Genomic DNA, 14440 nt, shown 5'->3' on the forward strand with positions numbered 1-14440 from the left:
AGACCTCTGAAATGACCCGCCAAGCTTTCATCTGCGATGCGATCCGCACGCCCTTCGGCCGCTACGGCGGCGCGCTGTCCTCGGTGCGCACCGACGACCTCGGCGCCATCCCCCTCAAGGCGCTGATGGCGCGCCACACCAAGGTCGACTGGCAGGCCGTCACCGACGTCCTGTACGGCTGCGCCAACCAGGCCGGCGAAGACAACCGCAACGTCGCCCGCATGGCCACGCTGCTGGCCGGCCTGCCGATAGCCGTGCCCGGCGCCACCATCAACCGCCTGTGCGGTTCCGGCCTGGATGCGGTCGGCACCGCCGCTCGCGCCATCAAGTCGGGCGAAGCCTCGCTGATGATCGCGGGCGGCGTCGAGAGCATGAGCCGCGCGCCCTTCGTCATGCCCAAGGCCGAGAGCGCCTTCAGCCGCTCGAACGCGGTGTACGACACCACCATCGGCTGGCGCTTCATCAACAAGCTGCTGAAGGAACAGTACGGCGTCGACGCCATGCCCGAGACGGCGGAGAACGTCGCCACCGACTACAAGATCGAGCGCGCGGCGCAGGACCGCATGGCCCTCGCCTCCCAGCTGAAGGCCGTGGCCGCGCAGAAGGCCGGTTTCTTCGACGCCGAGATCACGCCGGTGACGATCCCGCAGAAGAAGGGCGATGCCATCGTCGTCAGCAAGGACGAGCATCCGCGCGAGACCTCGCTGGAAGCGCTGGCCAAGCTCAAGGGCGTGGTGCGTCCCGACGGCACGGTGACCGCCGGCAACGCCAGCGGCGTCAATGACGGTTCCTGTGCGCTGCTGCTGGCCGATGAAGCCACCGCCGCCAAGAACGGCCTGACGCCGCGTGCCCGCATCGTCGGCATGGCCACCGCCGGCGTGGCGCCGCGCGTCATGGGCATCGGCCCGGCGCCGGCCACGCAGAAGGTGCTGGCGCTGACCGGCATCAAGCTGGAGCAGATCGACGTCATCGAGCTGAACGAAGCCTTCGCCGCGCAAGGCCTGGCCGTGCTGCGCATGCTGGGCCTGCAGGACGACGACCCCCGGGTCAACCCGAATGGCGGCGCGATCGCGCTGGGCCATCCGCTGGGGGCTTCGGGCGCGCGCCTGGCCACCACCGCCGTCAACCAGCTGCACCGCAGCGGCGGCCGCTACGCGCTGTGCACGATGTGCATCGGCGTGGGGCAGGGCATCGCCGTCATCCTGGAACACGTGTAAACCCTCGTCATCCCCGCGGAGGCGGGGACCCAGGGCATTGAAATGAACGCGGCCGCCGGCCGCGTTTTCTTTGGGCGCCCCAGCTTCCCGCCTTCGCGGGAATGACGAAGGGTGCTCTTCCAAGCGCCGGAAAACTGAATTCCGGCGCTCCAGCTTGCAAGCCGCGGGGGCGCGCAACACACTGCGCGCCATGGAGACAAGCAAGATCCGTCGCCGCAGCGTGCTCGCGGCGGCTGCAGGCGCGGCCGCTCTCGCCGGTTGCGCCAGCCAGCCCGCCAAGCCGCCGCAACCCGTCTCCGTCATCAGCTTCGGCAGGGGTGTCAACCTCCGCGACCCTTGAACGACCCCGACAAGTGCATCGACCGCCGTTACTGGCGGCAGGCGATGGCGGGCTGAACACGCAAGCAGAGAAGAGAGAGAGACAGAGAGATGGCAAACCAGATCGGATGGATCGGCCTCGGCCGCATGGGCGAGGCAATGGTCAAGCGGCTGCTGAAGGCCGGCTTCGGCGCGAAGGTGTGGAACCGCACGCGCAGCAAGGCGGAACCGCTGGCCGAATACGGCGCGGAGATCGTCAACCACAAGACCGACCTCGCCAGCTGCGAGGTGGTGTTCACCATGGTCTCCACCACCGACGACCTCAAGGAGGTGCTGTTCGGCGAAGGCGGCCTGGTGACGGGCGCGGAGAAGCCGAAGGTGGTGGTCGATTCGTCCTCCATCTCGCAGGAGGGCTCGGCCGAGATCCGCGAGCAGCTGGAAGCCATGGGCGTGGCCTACCTCTGCGCGCCGGTGTCCGGCAACGCCAAGGTGGCCAAGGCGGGCAAGCTGCTGATCGTCTGCTCCGGCCCGCAGGCGTTGTACGACAAGGCGCAGCCCTTCCTGCAGGCCATGGGCCGCAAGGCGATGTGGGTGGGCGAGGGCGAGCTGGCCCGCATCTGGAAGATCGCGCACAACACGATGTTCGGCGTGATCATCCAGAACCTGTGCGAGATCACGGTGCTGGCCGAAAAGGCCGGCATCCCGCGCCACGTGTTCCTCGAGAGCATCAACGACTCGGTGCTCGGCTCGATGTACACGCGCTACAAGACGCCGATGCTGTCCAACCTCACCTTCGACCAGGTGACCTTCACGCCCAAGCTGCTGCTGAAGGACATGGACCTGGGCATGGGCGCGGCCAAGGCGCACGGTGTCGCCATGCCGGCCGCCGCCGCCACGCGCGAATCGGTGGCGCGCATGGTGGGCCGCGGTTACGAGGACATCGACTTCGCCGTGCTGCTGGTGGAAATGGCCAAGGACGCGGGGCTGGAACTGAAGCCTGCCAACGTGAAGATCAGCGACGGCCTGGAATCCTGAACCCCAAACCTTCGTGAGAGGAGACAAGACATGAAGCGACTCATCACCCTCCTGGCCGCCACCCTGCTCGCTGGCGTGGCCGCCGCGCAGTCAGCCTATCCGAACAAGCCGATCCGGTTCATCGTGCCCTTCACGCCGGGCAGCGGCACCGACATCATTGCCCGCACCGTGGGCGACGTGATGGGGAAGAACCTGGGCCAGCCCATCGTCATCGACAACAAGCCGGGCGCCGGCGGCACCATCGGCGCCGCGCAGGTGGCGCGCAGCGAGCCGGATGGCTACACGGTGCTGGTCCACTCCTCCGGCCATGCGCTGAACCCCGCGATCTATCCCAACCTCTCCTACGACACGCTGAAGGACCTGACCGGCGTGACGCCGCTCGCGGCGCTGCCCAACGTGATGGTCGTGTCGCCCACGCGCGGCTGGAAGACGGTGGCAGACGTCGTGGCCGCGGCCAAGGCCAAGCCGGGCCAGCTCAATTACGCATCGGCCGGCGTCGGCAGCGCGACCCACCTGAACGCGGAGAAGTTCAAGCTGCAGGCCGGCATCGACGCGGTGCACGTTCCTTTCAAGGGCACGCCGGAAGCGCTGAGCGACGTCATCGGCGGCCGCGACGACTGGTTCTTCGCGCCGCTGTCCTCGGCCCTGCCGCTGATCAAGGACGGCAAGCTGCTGGCGCTGGCCGTCAGTACCGCGAGCCGCTCGCCTGCGCTGCCGGATGTGCCGACCACGGTGGAAGCCGGCGTGCCCGGCTCCGACTACACCTTCTGGGTCGGCATGATCGTGCCCTCGGCCACGCCGCCGGCCGTCGTCAAGCGCCTGCATGACGAAGCGGTGAAGGCATTGAACACGCCCGAGGTGAAGCAGCGCCTCGCCAACCTGGGCGCGGAAGCGTTCACGATGGAGCCGGCGGCCTTCAACGGCTACATCAAGACCGAGATGGAATCGGCCGCGCAGATCGCCAAGGCCGCCAACCTGAAGGCGCAATGATGCGGGTGCACGTCATCGGCGTCGGCAAGATGGGGCTGCCGATGGCGCTGCATTTCCGGCGCGGTGGCCACGTCGTCAGCGTGCAGGACACGGCGCCGGAGCGGCTCGCGCTGGCCCGAGCCGCCGGGCTCGCCGTCGACGCGCAAGCGCTGCGCGGGGCCGAGGTGGTGCTGTCTTCGCTGCCGCACGACGACGCGCTGCTGGCCGTCGGTGGCCAGGTCGCACGCGAGGCGTCGCGCGGCACCATCTATATGGACACCAGCACCGTATCGCCGCGCGTATCGGCCGCGGTGGCACGGGCTTGTTCGGAAGCGGGCATCGCCCACGTGCGGGCCACCGTTTCCGGCAACAACCACATGGCCGAAGCGGCGCAGCTGACCGTGATGGCGTCGGGCCCGCGCGAGGCCTACGACGCCGTGCAGCCGCTGCTGCAACTGCTCGGCCCGGCCCAGTTCTGGCTGGGCGACGCCGAGCAGGCGCGGCTGATGAAGCTGGTGGTCAACCTGATGATCGCGCAGACCAGCGCGATGCTGGCCGAAGCGCTGGCGCTGGGGCGCAAGGGCGGCCTGCAGTGGGAAGACATGTGGTCCGTGCTCACGGCCAGCGCGGTCGCCTCGCCGATCCTCAAGGCGAAGTCGGTGCAGCTGGCCAAGCGGGACTTCACGCCGACCTTCACGGTGGAACAGATGATCAAGGACCTGGGGCTGATCCTCGGCGCCGGTTCCGCCAACCACGTGCCGCTGCCGCAGACCGCGGCGACCTTGCAGCTGATGCAGGCCGCCGTGGCGCAAGGGCGCGGCGGCGAGGACTACGCGGCGATCATCCGCACCGTCGAAACCGCCGCCGGTCTTTCGCCCGATTGACGTTGCCCGCCCGGCCCGCTTAGCCTGCGCCCATCGCAGCGGCGAAGGAGAAGCGATGGAAGCGCAAGGCCAGCTGGAATTCGACGGCGTTCCCTATCTCGACGGGCACGCCTCCGATCCCCGCCTCCTGGGCTGGATGCAGGGCACGCCGCCGGCGCCGGAGCGGCGCGTGCAGTTCGGTGACGACCGCTTCCTGGACTTCCCGCAGATCCGCTGGTCGCTGTCGCACATGCGCGAGCTGCTGCCGACGGTGAACGTCTGGCGCGGGCGCGGTCCCTCGCACACGCTGGGCACGCCCTCGGAAGCGGACATGGCGCGCATCGACGCGCTCGCCTTCACCGACATGCAGGGCCGCGCGCGCACCTGGGCGAGCTCGCTGCCCGACACCTACACCGACGGCCTGCTGGTGCTGCACCGTGGCCGCTGCATCTATGAGCGCTACTTCGGCGCGCTGCAGCCGCAGCTGCCGCACAGCTGCTTCTCCATCACCAAGTCCTATGCGGCCACGCTGGCGGCGAAGCTGGTGCACGAAGGCCTGCTGCAGGACACGCAGCGCATCCCGCACTGGCTGCCCGAAATGCGCGGCACCGCCTACGAGGACGCCACCCTGCGCGAAGTGATGGACATGCAGGTCGGCGTCGCCTATTCGGAGCTCTACGCGGATGCCAATGCCGACATCTGGAACTACGCGCGTGCCGGCGGCCTGCGTCCGCGGCCGTCCGGCTACGCGGGCCCGGGCAGCTTCTACGAGTACCTCCGCACCTTGCAGCCGGAAGGCGCGCACGGCCAGGCCTTCGCGTACAAGACGGTCAACACCGAGCTGATGTGCTGGGTGATGAAGCAGGTGACCGGGCAGCCGCTGGCGCAGATGCTGTCGGAGCAGCTGTGGGAACCGCTTGGCTGCGAGGAGGACGCCTACCTCACCGTCGACCCGCTCGGCGTGCCCATGGGCGGCGGCGGCCTGCACGCCAGCCTGCGCGACCTGGCGCGCTTCGGCGAGCTGATGCGGCGCGAAGGCGACTGGGGCGGCCGCCAGCTGCTGCCCGCCGCGGTGGTGGCGGACATCCGCCGCGGCAGCGATCCGGCCAAGTTCGCGAAGGCGGGCTACACCTTGCTGCCTGGCTACTCGTATCGCAGCATGTGGTGGGTCACCCACAACGAACTCGGCGCCTTCGAAGGCCGCGGCATCCACGGCCAGCGGCTTTACGTGGCGCCGAAAGCGCAGATGGTGGTGGCTCGCTTCGCCTCGCATCCGGTCGCCGCCAGCGCCGCCAACGACCCGATCACCTTGCCCATGCTGCTCGCACTCGGACGCGTCCTGGCCTGAGGGCTGTTGCGTCTTGCGCATCCGAGGATGTAAGCACCATTTACACCTCAATACGTTCGGCCTATATTGGTTCGCGGGACCCGGCATCGCCGCGAGTACCCGTCAACAAACGTCGTTGGAGAGCAAAGCATGAAGACCTGGATCCGGGCCGCGATGGCCCTTGCCCTGACCGTCTCCGCCGGCTTCGCCGCCGCGGACACCCCCGCCGAAGCGAAGGCCATGCTGGCCGAAGCGCATGCCCTCGTGGTGAGCAAGGGCCTGGACGGCGCCGCGGCCGATTTCAACGCCGGCGGCAAGTGGAAGCACCCCAAGGCCTACGTGGTGCTGGTCAACTTCGATGGCGGCACGCTGCTGGCCCACGCGGACAACCCCAAGCTGGCCGGCAAGTCCTTCCTGGAAGCGCGCGACGCCTCGGGCAAGGCCTTCGTGCAGGAGACCATCGCCAACGTCAAGTCCAGCGGCGAATCGCTGGTCGACTACCGCTGGGCCAACCCCACCACCAAGAAGATCGACAACGGCCACCTGATGGCGCGCCGCGTGCCGGGCAAGGAAGCCTACGTCGCCGTCGGCTACTGGGAGTAGGCTTTCAAGGAGTTGCGGCATGCGAGGGCTGGATGACCTGTCCCTGAAGCTCAAGCTCGCCCTCGTGCTGGCCACCTGCCTGGTGCTGCTGGCCGGCGGGGCGGGCCTGACCTGGTGGAGCTCGGCGCGCCTGGGTGCCGCGCTGGATTCCCTGTACAACGATAGGCTTCCGAGCTACGGCTTTGCCGCGCGCATGGAAGCCGACCTGCGCGACCTGAACGGGCTGATCAACCAGTCCATCGCGTTCGAAGGCATAGGCTTCAGCGCGCAGGAAGTGGCCCCGGTGGACAAGGCCATCGTGGCCACGGGCGAGCGCATGGAAGCCGCGGTGGCCGAGCGCCTGAAGACGGCCGATGCCAGCGAGCGCGCGCAGCTGGAGACCATTTCGGCCGCGCTCAAGAAGTACCGCAAGTCGCTGGCCGACACGCTGGACCTCAAGAGCACCGGGCTTGCCAACGCGACCACCTTCCTCACGACGGCGAACTCGCAGTACGCGACCCTGCTGAAGACGGTGGCGGCCATGAGCGCCAGCGAGCTGAAGCGCGCCGGCGAGGAAGTGGCCGCGGCGCAGGCGCGCAGCAGCCGCATGCAGGTGCTGACCTTGCTGGCTTCGCTGGCTGCCGCCGGCCTGGCGGTGCTGGCGACCATGGCCATCACGCGCGGCATGCTGCGGCGCGTGCAGCTGCTGTCGCAGGCCATGACGGCGCTGGGCGACGGCGACCTCACGCGGCCGGTGCAGGCCGGCGGCCGCGACGAGATCGGCACCTTGATGCGCGACGCCGAAGCGGTGCGCGAGCGTCTCGCACAATCGCTACTGGACGTGCGCCAGGCCAGCGAATCGGTGCGCGCCGCCGCGGGCGAGATCGCCAGCGGCAACGCCAGCCTGGGCGAACGCACCGACTCCGCGTCGAGCTCGCTGCAGCAGACCTCGGCCTCGATGCACCAGCTGACCGGCGCCGTCAACGAGAACGCCCGCGCGTCCGAACGGGCCAGCGACACGGCCAGCGGTGCCGCGGCGTCCGCCCGTGCCACCGGCGACGTGGTGTCGCAGGTGGTGCAGACCATGGGGAGCATCAGCGATGCGAGCAAGCGCATCGCGGAGATCACCGGCGTGATCGACGGCATCGCTTTCCAGACCAACATCCTCGCGCTCAATGCCGCCGTAGAGGCCGCGCGTGCGGGCGAACATGGCCGCGGCTTCGCGGTCGTGGCCGGCGAAGTGCGCAGCCTGGCGCAACGCGCATCGGCCGCGGCCCGCGAGATCGCCGCGCTGATCCAGGAATCCGCCGGCAGCGTGCAGGCCGGCGAGCAGTTGGTCGGCAAGGCGGGCGGCGCGATCCGGCAGCTGGTGGACCAGGTGACCGCGGTGGCCGAGGTGCTGAGCGATATCCGCACCGCCACCCTGCAGCAAAGCAGCGAGATCCAGCAGATCAACCAGGCCATCACCGCCATCGACTCGGCCACCATCCAGAACGCCACGCTGGTGGAGGAATCGACGGCGGCCGCCCACAGCCTGCGCGAGCAGGCCGATAGCCTGGCGATGACCCTCGGCCGCTTCCGGGTTGCGGCCTAGGCTACGATCCGCGGCATGACGACCCGCCGCGTTTTCCTCGCCGCCGCCGCCCTGCCGGCCTTCCTGCTCGCCCTGCCCGTGCTCGCGCAGCAGCAGGCCAACCGCAACCGGGTGGTGATGCAGGTGAGCGACAACGATCCGGGCAAGTGGAACCTGGCGTTGAACAACGCCACCAACATCCAGAAGGAACTGGGCATGGACGACGTCGACGTCGAGATCGTCGTCTACGGCCCCGGCATCGGCATGCTCAAGGCCGGCTCGCCGGTGGCGCCGCGCATTTCCAGCGCGCTTACCAACGGCGTCAAGGTGGTCGCCTGCGAGAACACCATGGCCGGCATGCACCTGCAGAAGAGCGACATGTTGCCGGACATCGGCTATGTCCCTGCCGGCGTGGTGGAGTTGATGAAGAAGCAGCAGCAGGGCTGGGCCTACGTGCGGCCGTAGTCAGCTTTCTTCCGTCGCATGGCGGATGGGCCGCAGCCCGGTGGCCCGCTATGTTCCGGGCATTGGCGCAGCCGGAGAGCGCATATGCCCAATCCTTCCTGGAAGATCTGGCACACCGCCGGCCTGTTCGTGATCGTCGTCGCGATCCTCGCGGGCACCCGCTGGCTTGCGGAGACGCAGCACCTGATGGCGGGGTGGTACCTCTCCATGCTGGCGCTGGTGGCCTTCCTGTTCGTGTGCGGGCACGGCATCACCGGCCGCCCGCTCGGCGCGCTGATCGACGCCCGCAACGTCATGTCGCTCGCGCGCTTCCAGATGGCCGCGTGGACGGTGCTGGTGCTCTCGGGCTACCTGACGGCGGCGTTGTCGAACATCGCCATCGGCTCGGGCACGGCGCTCGACATCGCCGTGCCCTCGGAGCTGTGGCTGCTCATGGGCATCAGCACGACCTCGCTGGTTGCCTCGCCGCTGATCCTGAGCACCAAGGCGAACCAGGGCGCCGACCCGGGCGAGACCATGCGCACGCTGGAGCGGCTGGACCAGCAGGGTGACGCACTAGGCACGGTGGGCGCCCAGGGCCAGCTGGTCATCAACGATTCACCGGCGCGGGCGCGCCTCTCGGACCTGTTCACCGGCGAGGAGGTGGGCAACGCGGCGCACCTGGACCTCGCGCGGATGCAGATGTTCTTCTTCACGCTGGTGACGATCGCGGCCTATGCGGCCATGCTGGCGCACACCTTCGGCCTGCTGGCCGGCAAGCCGGTGACGGAGCTGCCGGCCATCGGCCAGGGCATGGTGGCGCTCATAGGCATCAGCCACGCCGGCTACCTGGTGGGCAAAGCCGTGCCGCACAGCAAGCCCGGGCCGGTCGTGGCCAGCGGCCCGCCCGTGCTGCCGTGAGCGGCGGGCTCACTTGCCCTGTTCGTTGCCGTAGGTCTTGACCAGGTAGTCGATGATGTCCGGCATGTCGGCGTCGTTCACCGGCGCCTTGAACACCTGCTGCATGCGCTTGACCATGTTTTCCCAGTAGCCGCGCGGCGCGTTGACCGGCTGGTAGGCCATGTATTCGGCGGAGTGGCAGGCCACGCACTGGGCCTGCGCCTTGGCGTACCCGGGCAGCGGGCTGGGCTTGAGGAACACGCCGTCGGACGGCAGGTCGATGGTCTTGGTGACGGCGCCGGCGCAAGTGCAGGCAGCCAGCAGCAGGAGGCCGAGGGTCTTCTTCATCGCTGTTCTCCTCAGGCTGCCATGATCTTCACGGACTCGACGACGTTGCGCATGTAGCCGGCCGGCTGCCACAGCGCCTCCATCGGCTGGCTCTGGCCCGAGCGGTTCCAGGCCCGCACGCGCAGGTCGTGCGCGCCCGCCTGCGGCGTGAAGCCGAACGTGAACTCGCGGAAGGAGTAGCGACCGAGGTCCTCGCCCAGCTTCGCCCCGCGCCAGCTCTGGCCGCCGTCGGCTGACCACGCCACCTCGCGGATGCCCTGGCCGCCGTCGAAGGCGATGCCGCGCACCGCCAGCGGCTGGCCGGCGCTGACGCGCGCGCCGTCGTTGACCGAGGTGATGAAGGAGCGCACGTTGAAGCGGCCGATGGGCCGCGTCGCCGCCGGCGCGGTGCCGGGCGGGACGCAGGCGCAGTCGTTGTCGGGGACGCGATAGCCCGGGCGCATCCAGAAGCCCTCGAAGCTGTTGTCGATGACCTCGATCGCCGACAGGTGCTTGACCCAGTAGGTGCCGTAGTGGCCCGGCACCACCAGGCGCACCGGGAAGCCGTTCAGCATCGGCAGGTCGGCCCCGTTCATCTGGAAGGCGATCATCACCTCGCCGTCCATGGCGTGGCCCATCTCCAGCGCCTTGACGAAATCGCCGCCGCCGAACAGCGCCTGGTCGAGGCCGTCGAAGGTGACCTGGCGCGCCGTGTTCTTCGGCTCGGCACGCGCCAGCACGTCCTTCAGCGGCACGCCGACCCAGCGCGCATTGCCCATGGCGCCGTTGGACAGCTGGCCACCGGTGACGCGCGGCTCGAAGTGGCCGCGGCTGTTGCCCGAGCACTGGTTCACCGCCACCAGGTCCACGGGCTTGAACTGGCTGCGCAGTTCCGCCACCGTCAACGCATACGGCTTGGCCACCGCGTTGCCGCCGATCTTGATGGCATGCGCGTCGCCATCGACCGAGAACGGCAGGCCGGCGTTGTGGTAGCGGACGAAGAAGGCGTCGTTGGGCGTGATCACGCCTTCGTTGAACACCTCCCAGGGCGTCTCCAGCTGCGGCGGGCGCGAGGTCAGCACGATCAGCGGCCGCTTCTCCGGGTACTTCGCGAGCAGCCGGTGGCCGTTGGCCAGGGGCAGGTCCACGCTGCCGGCGGCCTGCGCGGCCGCCTTCAAGGGCCAGGGCGCGAGGGCCGAGGCCGTGAGCGCACCGGCGCCACCCAGCAGGCGGCGCCGCGTGTTGCGGATCGAATTCATGGACATTCCCTGATGCTTAAGTTGTACTGCCGGGCACTGTAGCGGTCAGAGGGAAGTCTCAGGCGCGGGGGTTTTCCCTAGTCAGTAGTTGAACCGGGTGGTCCATTTGCGCTCGTATTCCATGCGGTCGAAATGCTCCGCGAGGAAGTCGATGAAGGTGCGCGTCTTGGCCGACAGGTGCTTGCGGCTCGGGTAGGCGAGGTTGATCACCAGCCGCGGCAGGTCCCAGGCATCGAGCACCGGCACCAGCCGGCCCGCCACGATGTCCTCGTACAGGATGTACGTGGGCTGCACCAGGATGCCCAGGCCTTCCAGCGCCGCGGACCGCAGCACCTGGCCGTCGTTGGACTCCAGCACGCCGGTGGCCGGCACGGAGACGGTGTCGCCGTCGCGCGTGAAGCGCAGTTCGTGCGGATGGTTGGAATACGTGTAGATCAGCATCGCGTGCTTCGCCAGGTCGTCCAGCGTGCGCGGCGTGCCGGCGCGACTGAGGTAACCGGGCGAGGCCGCCAGGATGCGCCGCGTTTCCGCCAGCCGCCGGATCGTGATGTTGGAGTCCGGCTCCGTCTCGCGCGTGCGGATGGCGACGTCGATGTTGTTGTCGATCAGGTCCAGGTAGCGGTTGGCCGTCTCCACGTGCACGCGCACGTTGGGATAGCGCCGCGTGTATTCGGGCAGCAGCGGCGCGATGTGCGACATCGAGAAGGACAGCGAGGCCGTCACCCGCAAGGTGCCGGTGGGGTTGAGCGTCGACGCGTTCACCGCCGACTCGGCCTCGTGCAGGTCCGCGAGGATGCCCTTGCTGCGGCGCAGGAACTCCTGCCCCGGCTCGGTGAGGAAGAGGCGCCGCGTGTTGCGCTCCACCAACCGCGCGCCCAGGCGCTCTTCCAGCGCCGAGAGGTGCCGGCTGGCCGCGGCGTTGGAAAGCCCCAACTCCTCCGCGGCACGGCTCAGGCTGCCGGTCTCCGCCACCTGCACGAACAAGGCCATCTCTGTCCAGCGATCCACTGCCAGTCTCCTGCTCTCTTCCGCGCCGCGAAAAACTCATTTGCCCCGGCGCGCTTTCCCAAATTATGGCCGCCCCCTACAGTCCCACCCACGCCCCGCGGGGGCAGGAGAGACCCATGCGCAACGTGAACCAGGACACCATCACCCAGGCCGTCATCGCCCGGCTGGCCGAAACGCCGGACCCGCGCCTGAAGGAGATCATGACCAGCCTGGTGCAGCACCTGCATGCCTTCGCCCGCGAGGTGAAGCTGACCGAAGCCGAGTGGTTCCAGGGCATCGACTTCCTGACCCGCGTGGGCCAGAAGTGCGACGACAAGCGGCAGGAGTTCATCCTGCTGTCGGACACCCTGGGCATGTCGATGCTGACGGTGGCGATGAACAACGACAAGCCGGCAGGCTGCACCGAAGCCACCGTGTTCGGCCCCTTCTACGTGGAAGGCGCACCAGAGTTCGACCTGGGCGAGGACGTGGCGGGCGGCGCGCCCGGCGTTCCCTGCGAGGTGCGCGGCCGCGTGCTGGGCCTCAACGGCGAGCCGGTGCCCGGCGCCGAGCTGCACGTCTGGCAGGCCGATGCCGAAGGGATGTACGACGTGCAGCGCGAAGGCCTGGAGCACGCGCAGGCACGCGGTGTGCTGCACGCCAGCAAGGACGGGAAGTACTGGTTCAAGTCCATCCTGGCCGAGGCCTACCCGATTCCCACCGACGGGCCGGTCGGCGAGATGCTGCGCGCGACCAGGCGCCATCCCTGGCGGCCGGCGCACCTGCACTTCATGATCAAGGCGCCGGGCTACGAGACGCTGATCACCCACGTGTTCCGCAACGGTGACACCTACCTCGACTCCGATGCGGTGTTCGGCGTGCGGCAGTCGCTCATCGCCGACTGGGTGAAGCAGCCGGATGGCCACTACCTCGTCGAATACGACTTCGTGCTGAATCCGGCGAAGGGGCAGCATTGATCCGCGCCTGCCTCGCGGCGCTGGCCGCCGTCCTCGTTGGCGGATGCGCCAGCGTGCAGCCGGCCGCGGTGCAGGCGGACTGGGTGCTGACCAACGCGAAGGTCGCGACCCTGGATGCGGGCTCGCACATGGCGCAGGCGATCGCCGTGCGCGAGGGTCGCATTCTCGCGGTCGGCAGCGACGCTGACATGCTGGCGCTGGCCGGCCCGGCGACGCGCCGCGTCGATGCAGGCGGCCGCACCGTGATTCCGGGCCTGATCGACTCGCACATGCACGCGGTGCGGGCCGCGCTCAGCTACTCCACCGAGGTCAACTGGATCGGCGCGCACACCATTCCCGAAGCGATGCAGCGGCTGCGCGAAGGCGCCCGGGCCCGCCCGGGCCAATGGGTGGTGGTCGCGGGCGGCTGGACCGAGCTGCAGTTCGCCGAGAAGCGCAAGCCCACTCTGGCCGAGGTGATGGCCGCGGTGCCGGACCAGCCGGTCTGGGTCCAGATGTTCTACAGCCACCTGCTGCTGACGCCGAAGGCGCAGGAAGCGCTGGCCCTGTCGAACGCCAGCCTGCCTGCCGGCATGGCGCTGGAGCGCGATGCGGCCGGCGCCCCCACGGGCTGGGCCACGGCGAGCATCGTCAACATGTCGGCGCTGTTCGACAAGCTGCCGCGGCCGACGTACCAGGACAACGTGGCCGGCACCCGCCAGTTCTTCACCGAGCTGAATCGCCTGGCGCTGACCGGCGTGGTGGACCCGGGCGGCTTCAGCATCTATCCGTCGCAATACGCGGCGCTGCTGCAGCTGTGGCGGGAGCGCCAGCTGACCCTGCGCGTGGCCTACAGCCTGTTTGCGCAGAAGCCCGGCGCCGAGCTCGCGGAGTACCGCGACCTGACGCAGATGCTGCCCATGGGCTTCGGCGACGACATGCTGCGCTTCAACGGCATCGGCGAGCGCATCACCATCGCCATGTACAACAACAACCAGCCGGACGCCGCCACCCGCGAGAAATTCCTGGAGGTGGCGCGCTGGGCGGCGCACGAGCACATGGCGCTCACCATCCACTGGCAGGAAGACGCTTCGGCGCCGGTGCTGCTGGACCTGTTCGAGCAGGTGAACCGCGAGACGCCCATCGCGCCGCTGCGCTGGTCCATCGCGCACCTGGACAACGCCTCGCCCGCGACCTTGGCGCGCATGAAGGCGCTGGGGGTGGGCTGGACGATGCAGGACGCGATGTACCTCTCGGGCGACCGGATCGCCGCGCAGGCGGGGCCGGCCGCGGCGCACATGCCGCCCCTGGTCACCGCATTGCGCCTGGGCGTGCCCGTGGGCGCGGGCACCGACGCGCACCGGGTCGCTTCCTACAACCCCTTCGTCGCGCTGCAATGGATGCTGGACGGCCGCACGGTGGGCGGCCGTGCGACGCGCGGCGCCGAGGAGACGCCCACGCGCGAGCAGGCGCTGCGCCTGTACACGCTGGGCAGCGCCTGGTTCAGTTTCGACGAGCGCAAGCGCGGTTCACTGGAGCCCGGCAAGCTGGCCGACTTCGCGGTCCTGGACCGCGATTTCTTCGGTGTGCCGGTGGCGGAGATCGGCGGCACGGTGTCGCTGTTGACGGTGGTGGGCGGCAAGCCGGTCTATGCGGCCGCGCCGTTCGCGCTGCAATGAAAAC

Annotated in this window: 15 protein-coding genes; 12 read left to right on the top strand and 3 right to left on the bottom strand. The window is 69.1% G+C overall.

Features of this window, described 5'->3' with window-relative positions; translation table 11 throughout:
* Positions 1-11 precede the first annotated feature (11 nt).
* The 10 genes from pcaF (at position 12) to HHL11_RS05010 (ending at position 9249) form a co-directional block, all read left to right on the top strand.
* Entirely contained in the window at positions 12-1217 is a 1206-nt protein-coding gene (gene pcaF, locus HHL11_RS04965) for a 3-oxoadipyl-CoA thiolase (protein WP_169417325.1), read from the top strand.
* A gap of 190 nt (positions 1218-1407) precedes the next feature.
* The gene (locus HHL11_RS04970; protein ID WP_169417326.1) at positions 1408-1557 is read left to right on the top strand and encodes a twin-arginine translocation signal domain-containing protein; all 150 of its coding nucleotides are present in this window, start codon (positions 1408-1410) and stop codon (positions 1555-1557) included.
* 89 nt (positions 1558-1646) lie between these two features.
* Positions 1647-2570, top strand: a complete 924-nt coding sequence (locus tag HHL11_RS04975) for an NAD(P)-dependent oxidoreductase (protein WP_169417327.1) — start codon at positions 1647-1649, stop codon at positions 2568-2570.
* Between the two features lie 30 nt (positions 2571-2600).
* A complete protein-coding gene (locus HHL11_RS04980) occupies positions 2601-3560 on the top strand; it encodes a tripartite tricarboxylate transporter substrate binding protein (protein WP_169417328.1) in 960 nt (319 codons plus the stop codon).
* Positions 3557-4423 carry an NAD(P)-dependent oxidoreductase gene (locus HHL11_RS04985; RefSeq protein ID WP_240980004.1) on the top strand — a complete coding sequence of 289 codons (867 nt, stop codon included), beginning with the start codon at positions 3557-3559 and terminating at the stop codon, positions 4421-4423. The genes HHL11_RS04980 and HHL11_RS04985 overlap by 4 nt, the downstream gene beginning before the upstream one ends.
* Positions 4424-4478: 55 nt before the next feature.
* The gene (locus tag HHL11_RS04990) at positions 4479-5750 is read left to right on the top strand and encodes a serine hydrolase domain-containing protein (RefSeq protein WP_169417329.1); all 1272 of its coding nucleotides are present in this window, start codon (positions 4479-4481) and stop codon (positions 5748-5750) included.
* A gap of 129 nt (positions 5751-5879) precedes the next feature.
* Positions 5880-6332 carry a cache domain-containing protein gene (locus HHL11_RS04995; RefSeq protein ID WP_169417330.1) on the top strand — a complete coding sequence of 151 codons (453 nt, stop codon included), beginning with the start codon at positions 5880-5882 and terminating at the stop codon, positions 6330-6332.
* Positions 6333-6351: 19 nt separating this feature from the next.
* Entirely contained in the window at positions 6352-7905 is a 1554-nt protein-coding gene (locus HHL11_RS05000) for a methyl-accepting chemotaxis protein (RefSeq protein WP_169417331.1), read from the top strand.
* 15 nt (positions 7906-7920) lie between these two features.
* Positions 7921-8349 carry a DsrE family protein gene (locus HHL11_RS05005; protein ID WP_169417332.1) on the top strand — a complete coding sequence of 143 codons (429 nt, stop codon included), beginning with the start codon at positions 7921-7923 and terminating at the stop codon, positions 8347-8349.
* An 84-nt stretch (positions 8350-8433) separates the two neighbouring features.
* A complete protein-coding gene (locus HHL11_RS05010; RefSeq protein WP_169417333.1) occupies positions 8434-9249 on the top strand; it encodes a hypothetical protein in 816 nt (271 codons plus the stop codon).
* A 9-nt stretch (positions 9250-9258) separates the two neighbouring features.
* Here HHL11_RS05010 and sorB read toward each other — a convergent pair whose 3' ends face one another.
* The 3 genes from sorB to HHL11_RS05025 all read right to left on the bottom strand — a co-directional run bounded on the left by sorB (position 9259) and on the right by HHL11_RS05025 (position 11822).
* A complete protein-coding gene (sorB, locus tag HHL11_RS05015) occupies positions 9259-9576 on the bottom strand; it encodes a SorB family sulfite dehydrogenase c-type cytochrome subunit (protein ID WP_169417334.1) in 318 nt (105 codons plus the stop codon).
* Positions 9577-9587: 11 nt separating this feature from the next.
* A complete protein-coding gene (gene sorA, locus HHL11_RS05020) occupies positions 9588-10814 on the bottom strand; it encodes a SorA family sulfite dehydrogenase catalytic subunit (RefSeq protein ID WP_169417335.1) in 1227 nt (408 codons plus the stop codon).
* 81 nt (positions 10815-10895) lie between these two features.
* Positions 10896-11822 (bottom strand): LysR substrate-binding domain-containing protein, encoded by a 927-nt coding sequence (locus tag HHL11_RS05025; protein ID WP_169417336.1) that lies wholly within the window; start codon positions 11820-11822, stop codon positions 10896-10898.
* Between the two features lie 116 nt (positions 11823-11938).
* Here HHL11_RS05025 and HHL11_RS05030 point away from each other — a divergent pair, with 116 nt between their 5' ends.
* A complete protein-coding gene (locus HHL11_RS05030; RefSeq protein ID WP_169417337.1) occupies positions 11939-12778 on the top strand; it encodes an intradiol ring-cleavage dioxygenase in 840 nt (279 codons plus the stop codon).
* Positions 12775-14436, top strand: a complete 1662-nt coding sequence (locus tag HHL11_RS05035; RefSeq protein ID WP_240980005.1) for an amidohydrolase — start codon at positions 12775-12777, stop codon at positions 14434-14436. The genes HHL11_RS05030 and HHL11_RS05035 overlap by 4 nt, the downstream gene beginning before the upstream one ends.
* Positions 14437-14440 lie beyond the last annotated feature (4 nt).

The sequence above is a fragment of the Ramlibacter agri genome, from assembly GCF_012927085.1.
In the GTDB taxonomy this organism is placed as follows: domain Bacteria; phylum Pseudomonadota; class Gammaproteobacteria; order Burkholderiales; family Burkholderiaceae_C; genus Ramlibacter; species Ramlibacter agri.

What these genes read in the sequence shown, in the direction of transcription:
- HHL11_RS05030 (WP_169417337.1), top strand. Translation starts at nt 11,939, where the DNA reads ATGCGCAACGTGAACCAGGACACCATCACCCAGGCCGTCATCGCCCGG.
- HHL11_RS04995 (WP_169417330.1), top strand. Translation starts at nt 5,880, where the DNA reads ATGAAGACCTGGATCCGGGCCGCGATGGCCCTTGCCCTGACCGTCTCC.
- sorB (WP_169417334.1), bottom strand. Translation starts at nt 9,576, where the DNA reads ATGAAGAAGACCCTCGGCCTCCTGCTGCTGGCTGCCTGCACTTGCGCC.
- pcaF (WP_169417325.1), top strand. Translation starts at nt 12, where the DNA reads ATGACCCGCCAAGCTTTCATCTGCGATGCGATCCGCACGCCCTTCGGC.
- HHL11_RS04980 (WP_169417328.1), top strand. Translation starts at nt 2,601, where the DNA reads ATGAAGCGACTCATCACCCTCCTGGCCGCCACCCTGCTCGCTGGCGTG.
- sorA (WP_169417335.1), bottom strand. Translation starts at nt 10,814, where the DNA reads ATGAATTCGATCCGCAACACGCGGCGCCGCCTGCTGGGTGGCGCCGGT.
- HHL11_RS05010 (WP_169417333.1), top strand. Translation starts at nt 8,434, where the DNA reads ATGCCCAATCCTTCCTGGAAGATCTGGCACACCGCCGGCCTGTTCGTG.
- HHL11_RS04970 (WP_169417326.1), top strand. Translation starts at nt 1,408, where the DNA reads ATGGAGACAAGCAAGATCCGTCGCCGCAGCGTGCTCGCGGCGGCTGCA.
- HHL11_RS05000 (WP_169417331.1), top strand. Translation starts at nt 6,352, where the DNA reads ATGCGAGGGCTGGATGACCTGTCCCTGAAGCTCAAGCTCGCCCTCGTG.
- HHL11_RS04975 (WP_169417327.1), top strand. Translation starts at nt 1,647, where the DNA reads ATGGCAAACCAGATCGGATGGATCGGCCTCGGCCGCATGGGCGAGGCA.
- HHL11_RS04990 (WP_169417329.1), top strand. Translation starts at nt 4,479, where the DNA reads ATGGAAGCGCAAGGCCAGCTGGAATTCGACGGCGTTCCCTATCTCGAC.
- HHL11_RS05005 (WP_169417332.1), top strand. Translation starts at nt 7,921, where the DNA reads ATGACGACCCGCCGCGTTTTCCTCGCCGCCGCCGCCCTGCCGGCCTTC.
- HHL11_RS04985 (WP_240980004.1), top strand. Translation starts at nt 3,557, where the DNA reads ATGATGCGGGTGCACGTCATCGGCGTCGGCAAGATGGGGCTGCCGATG.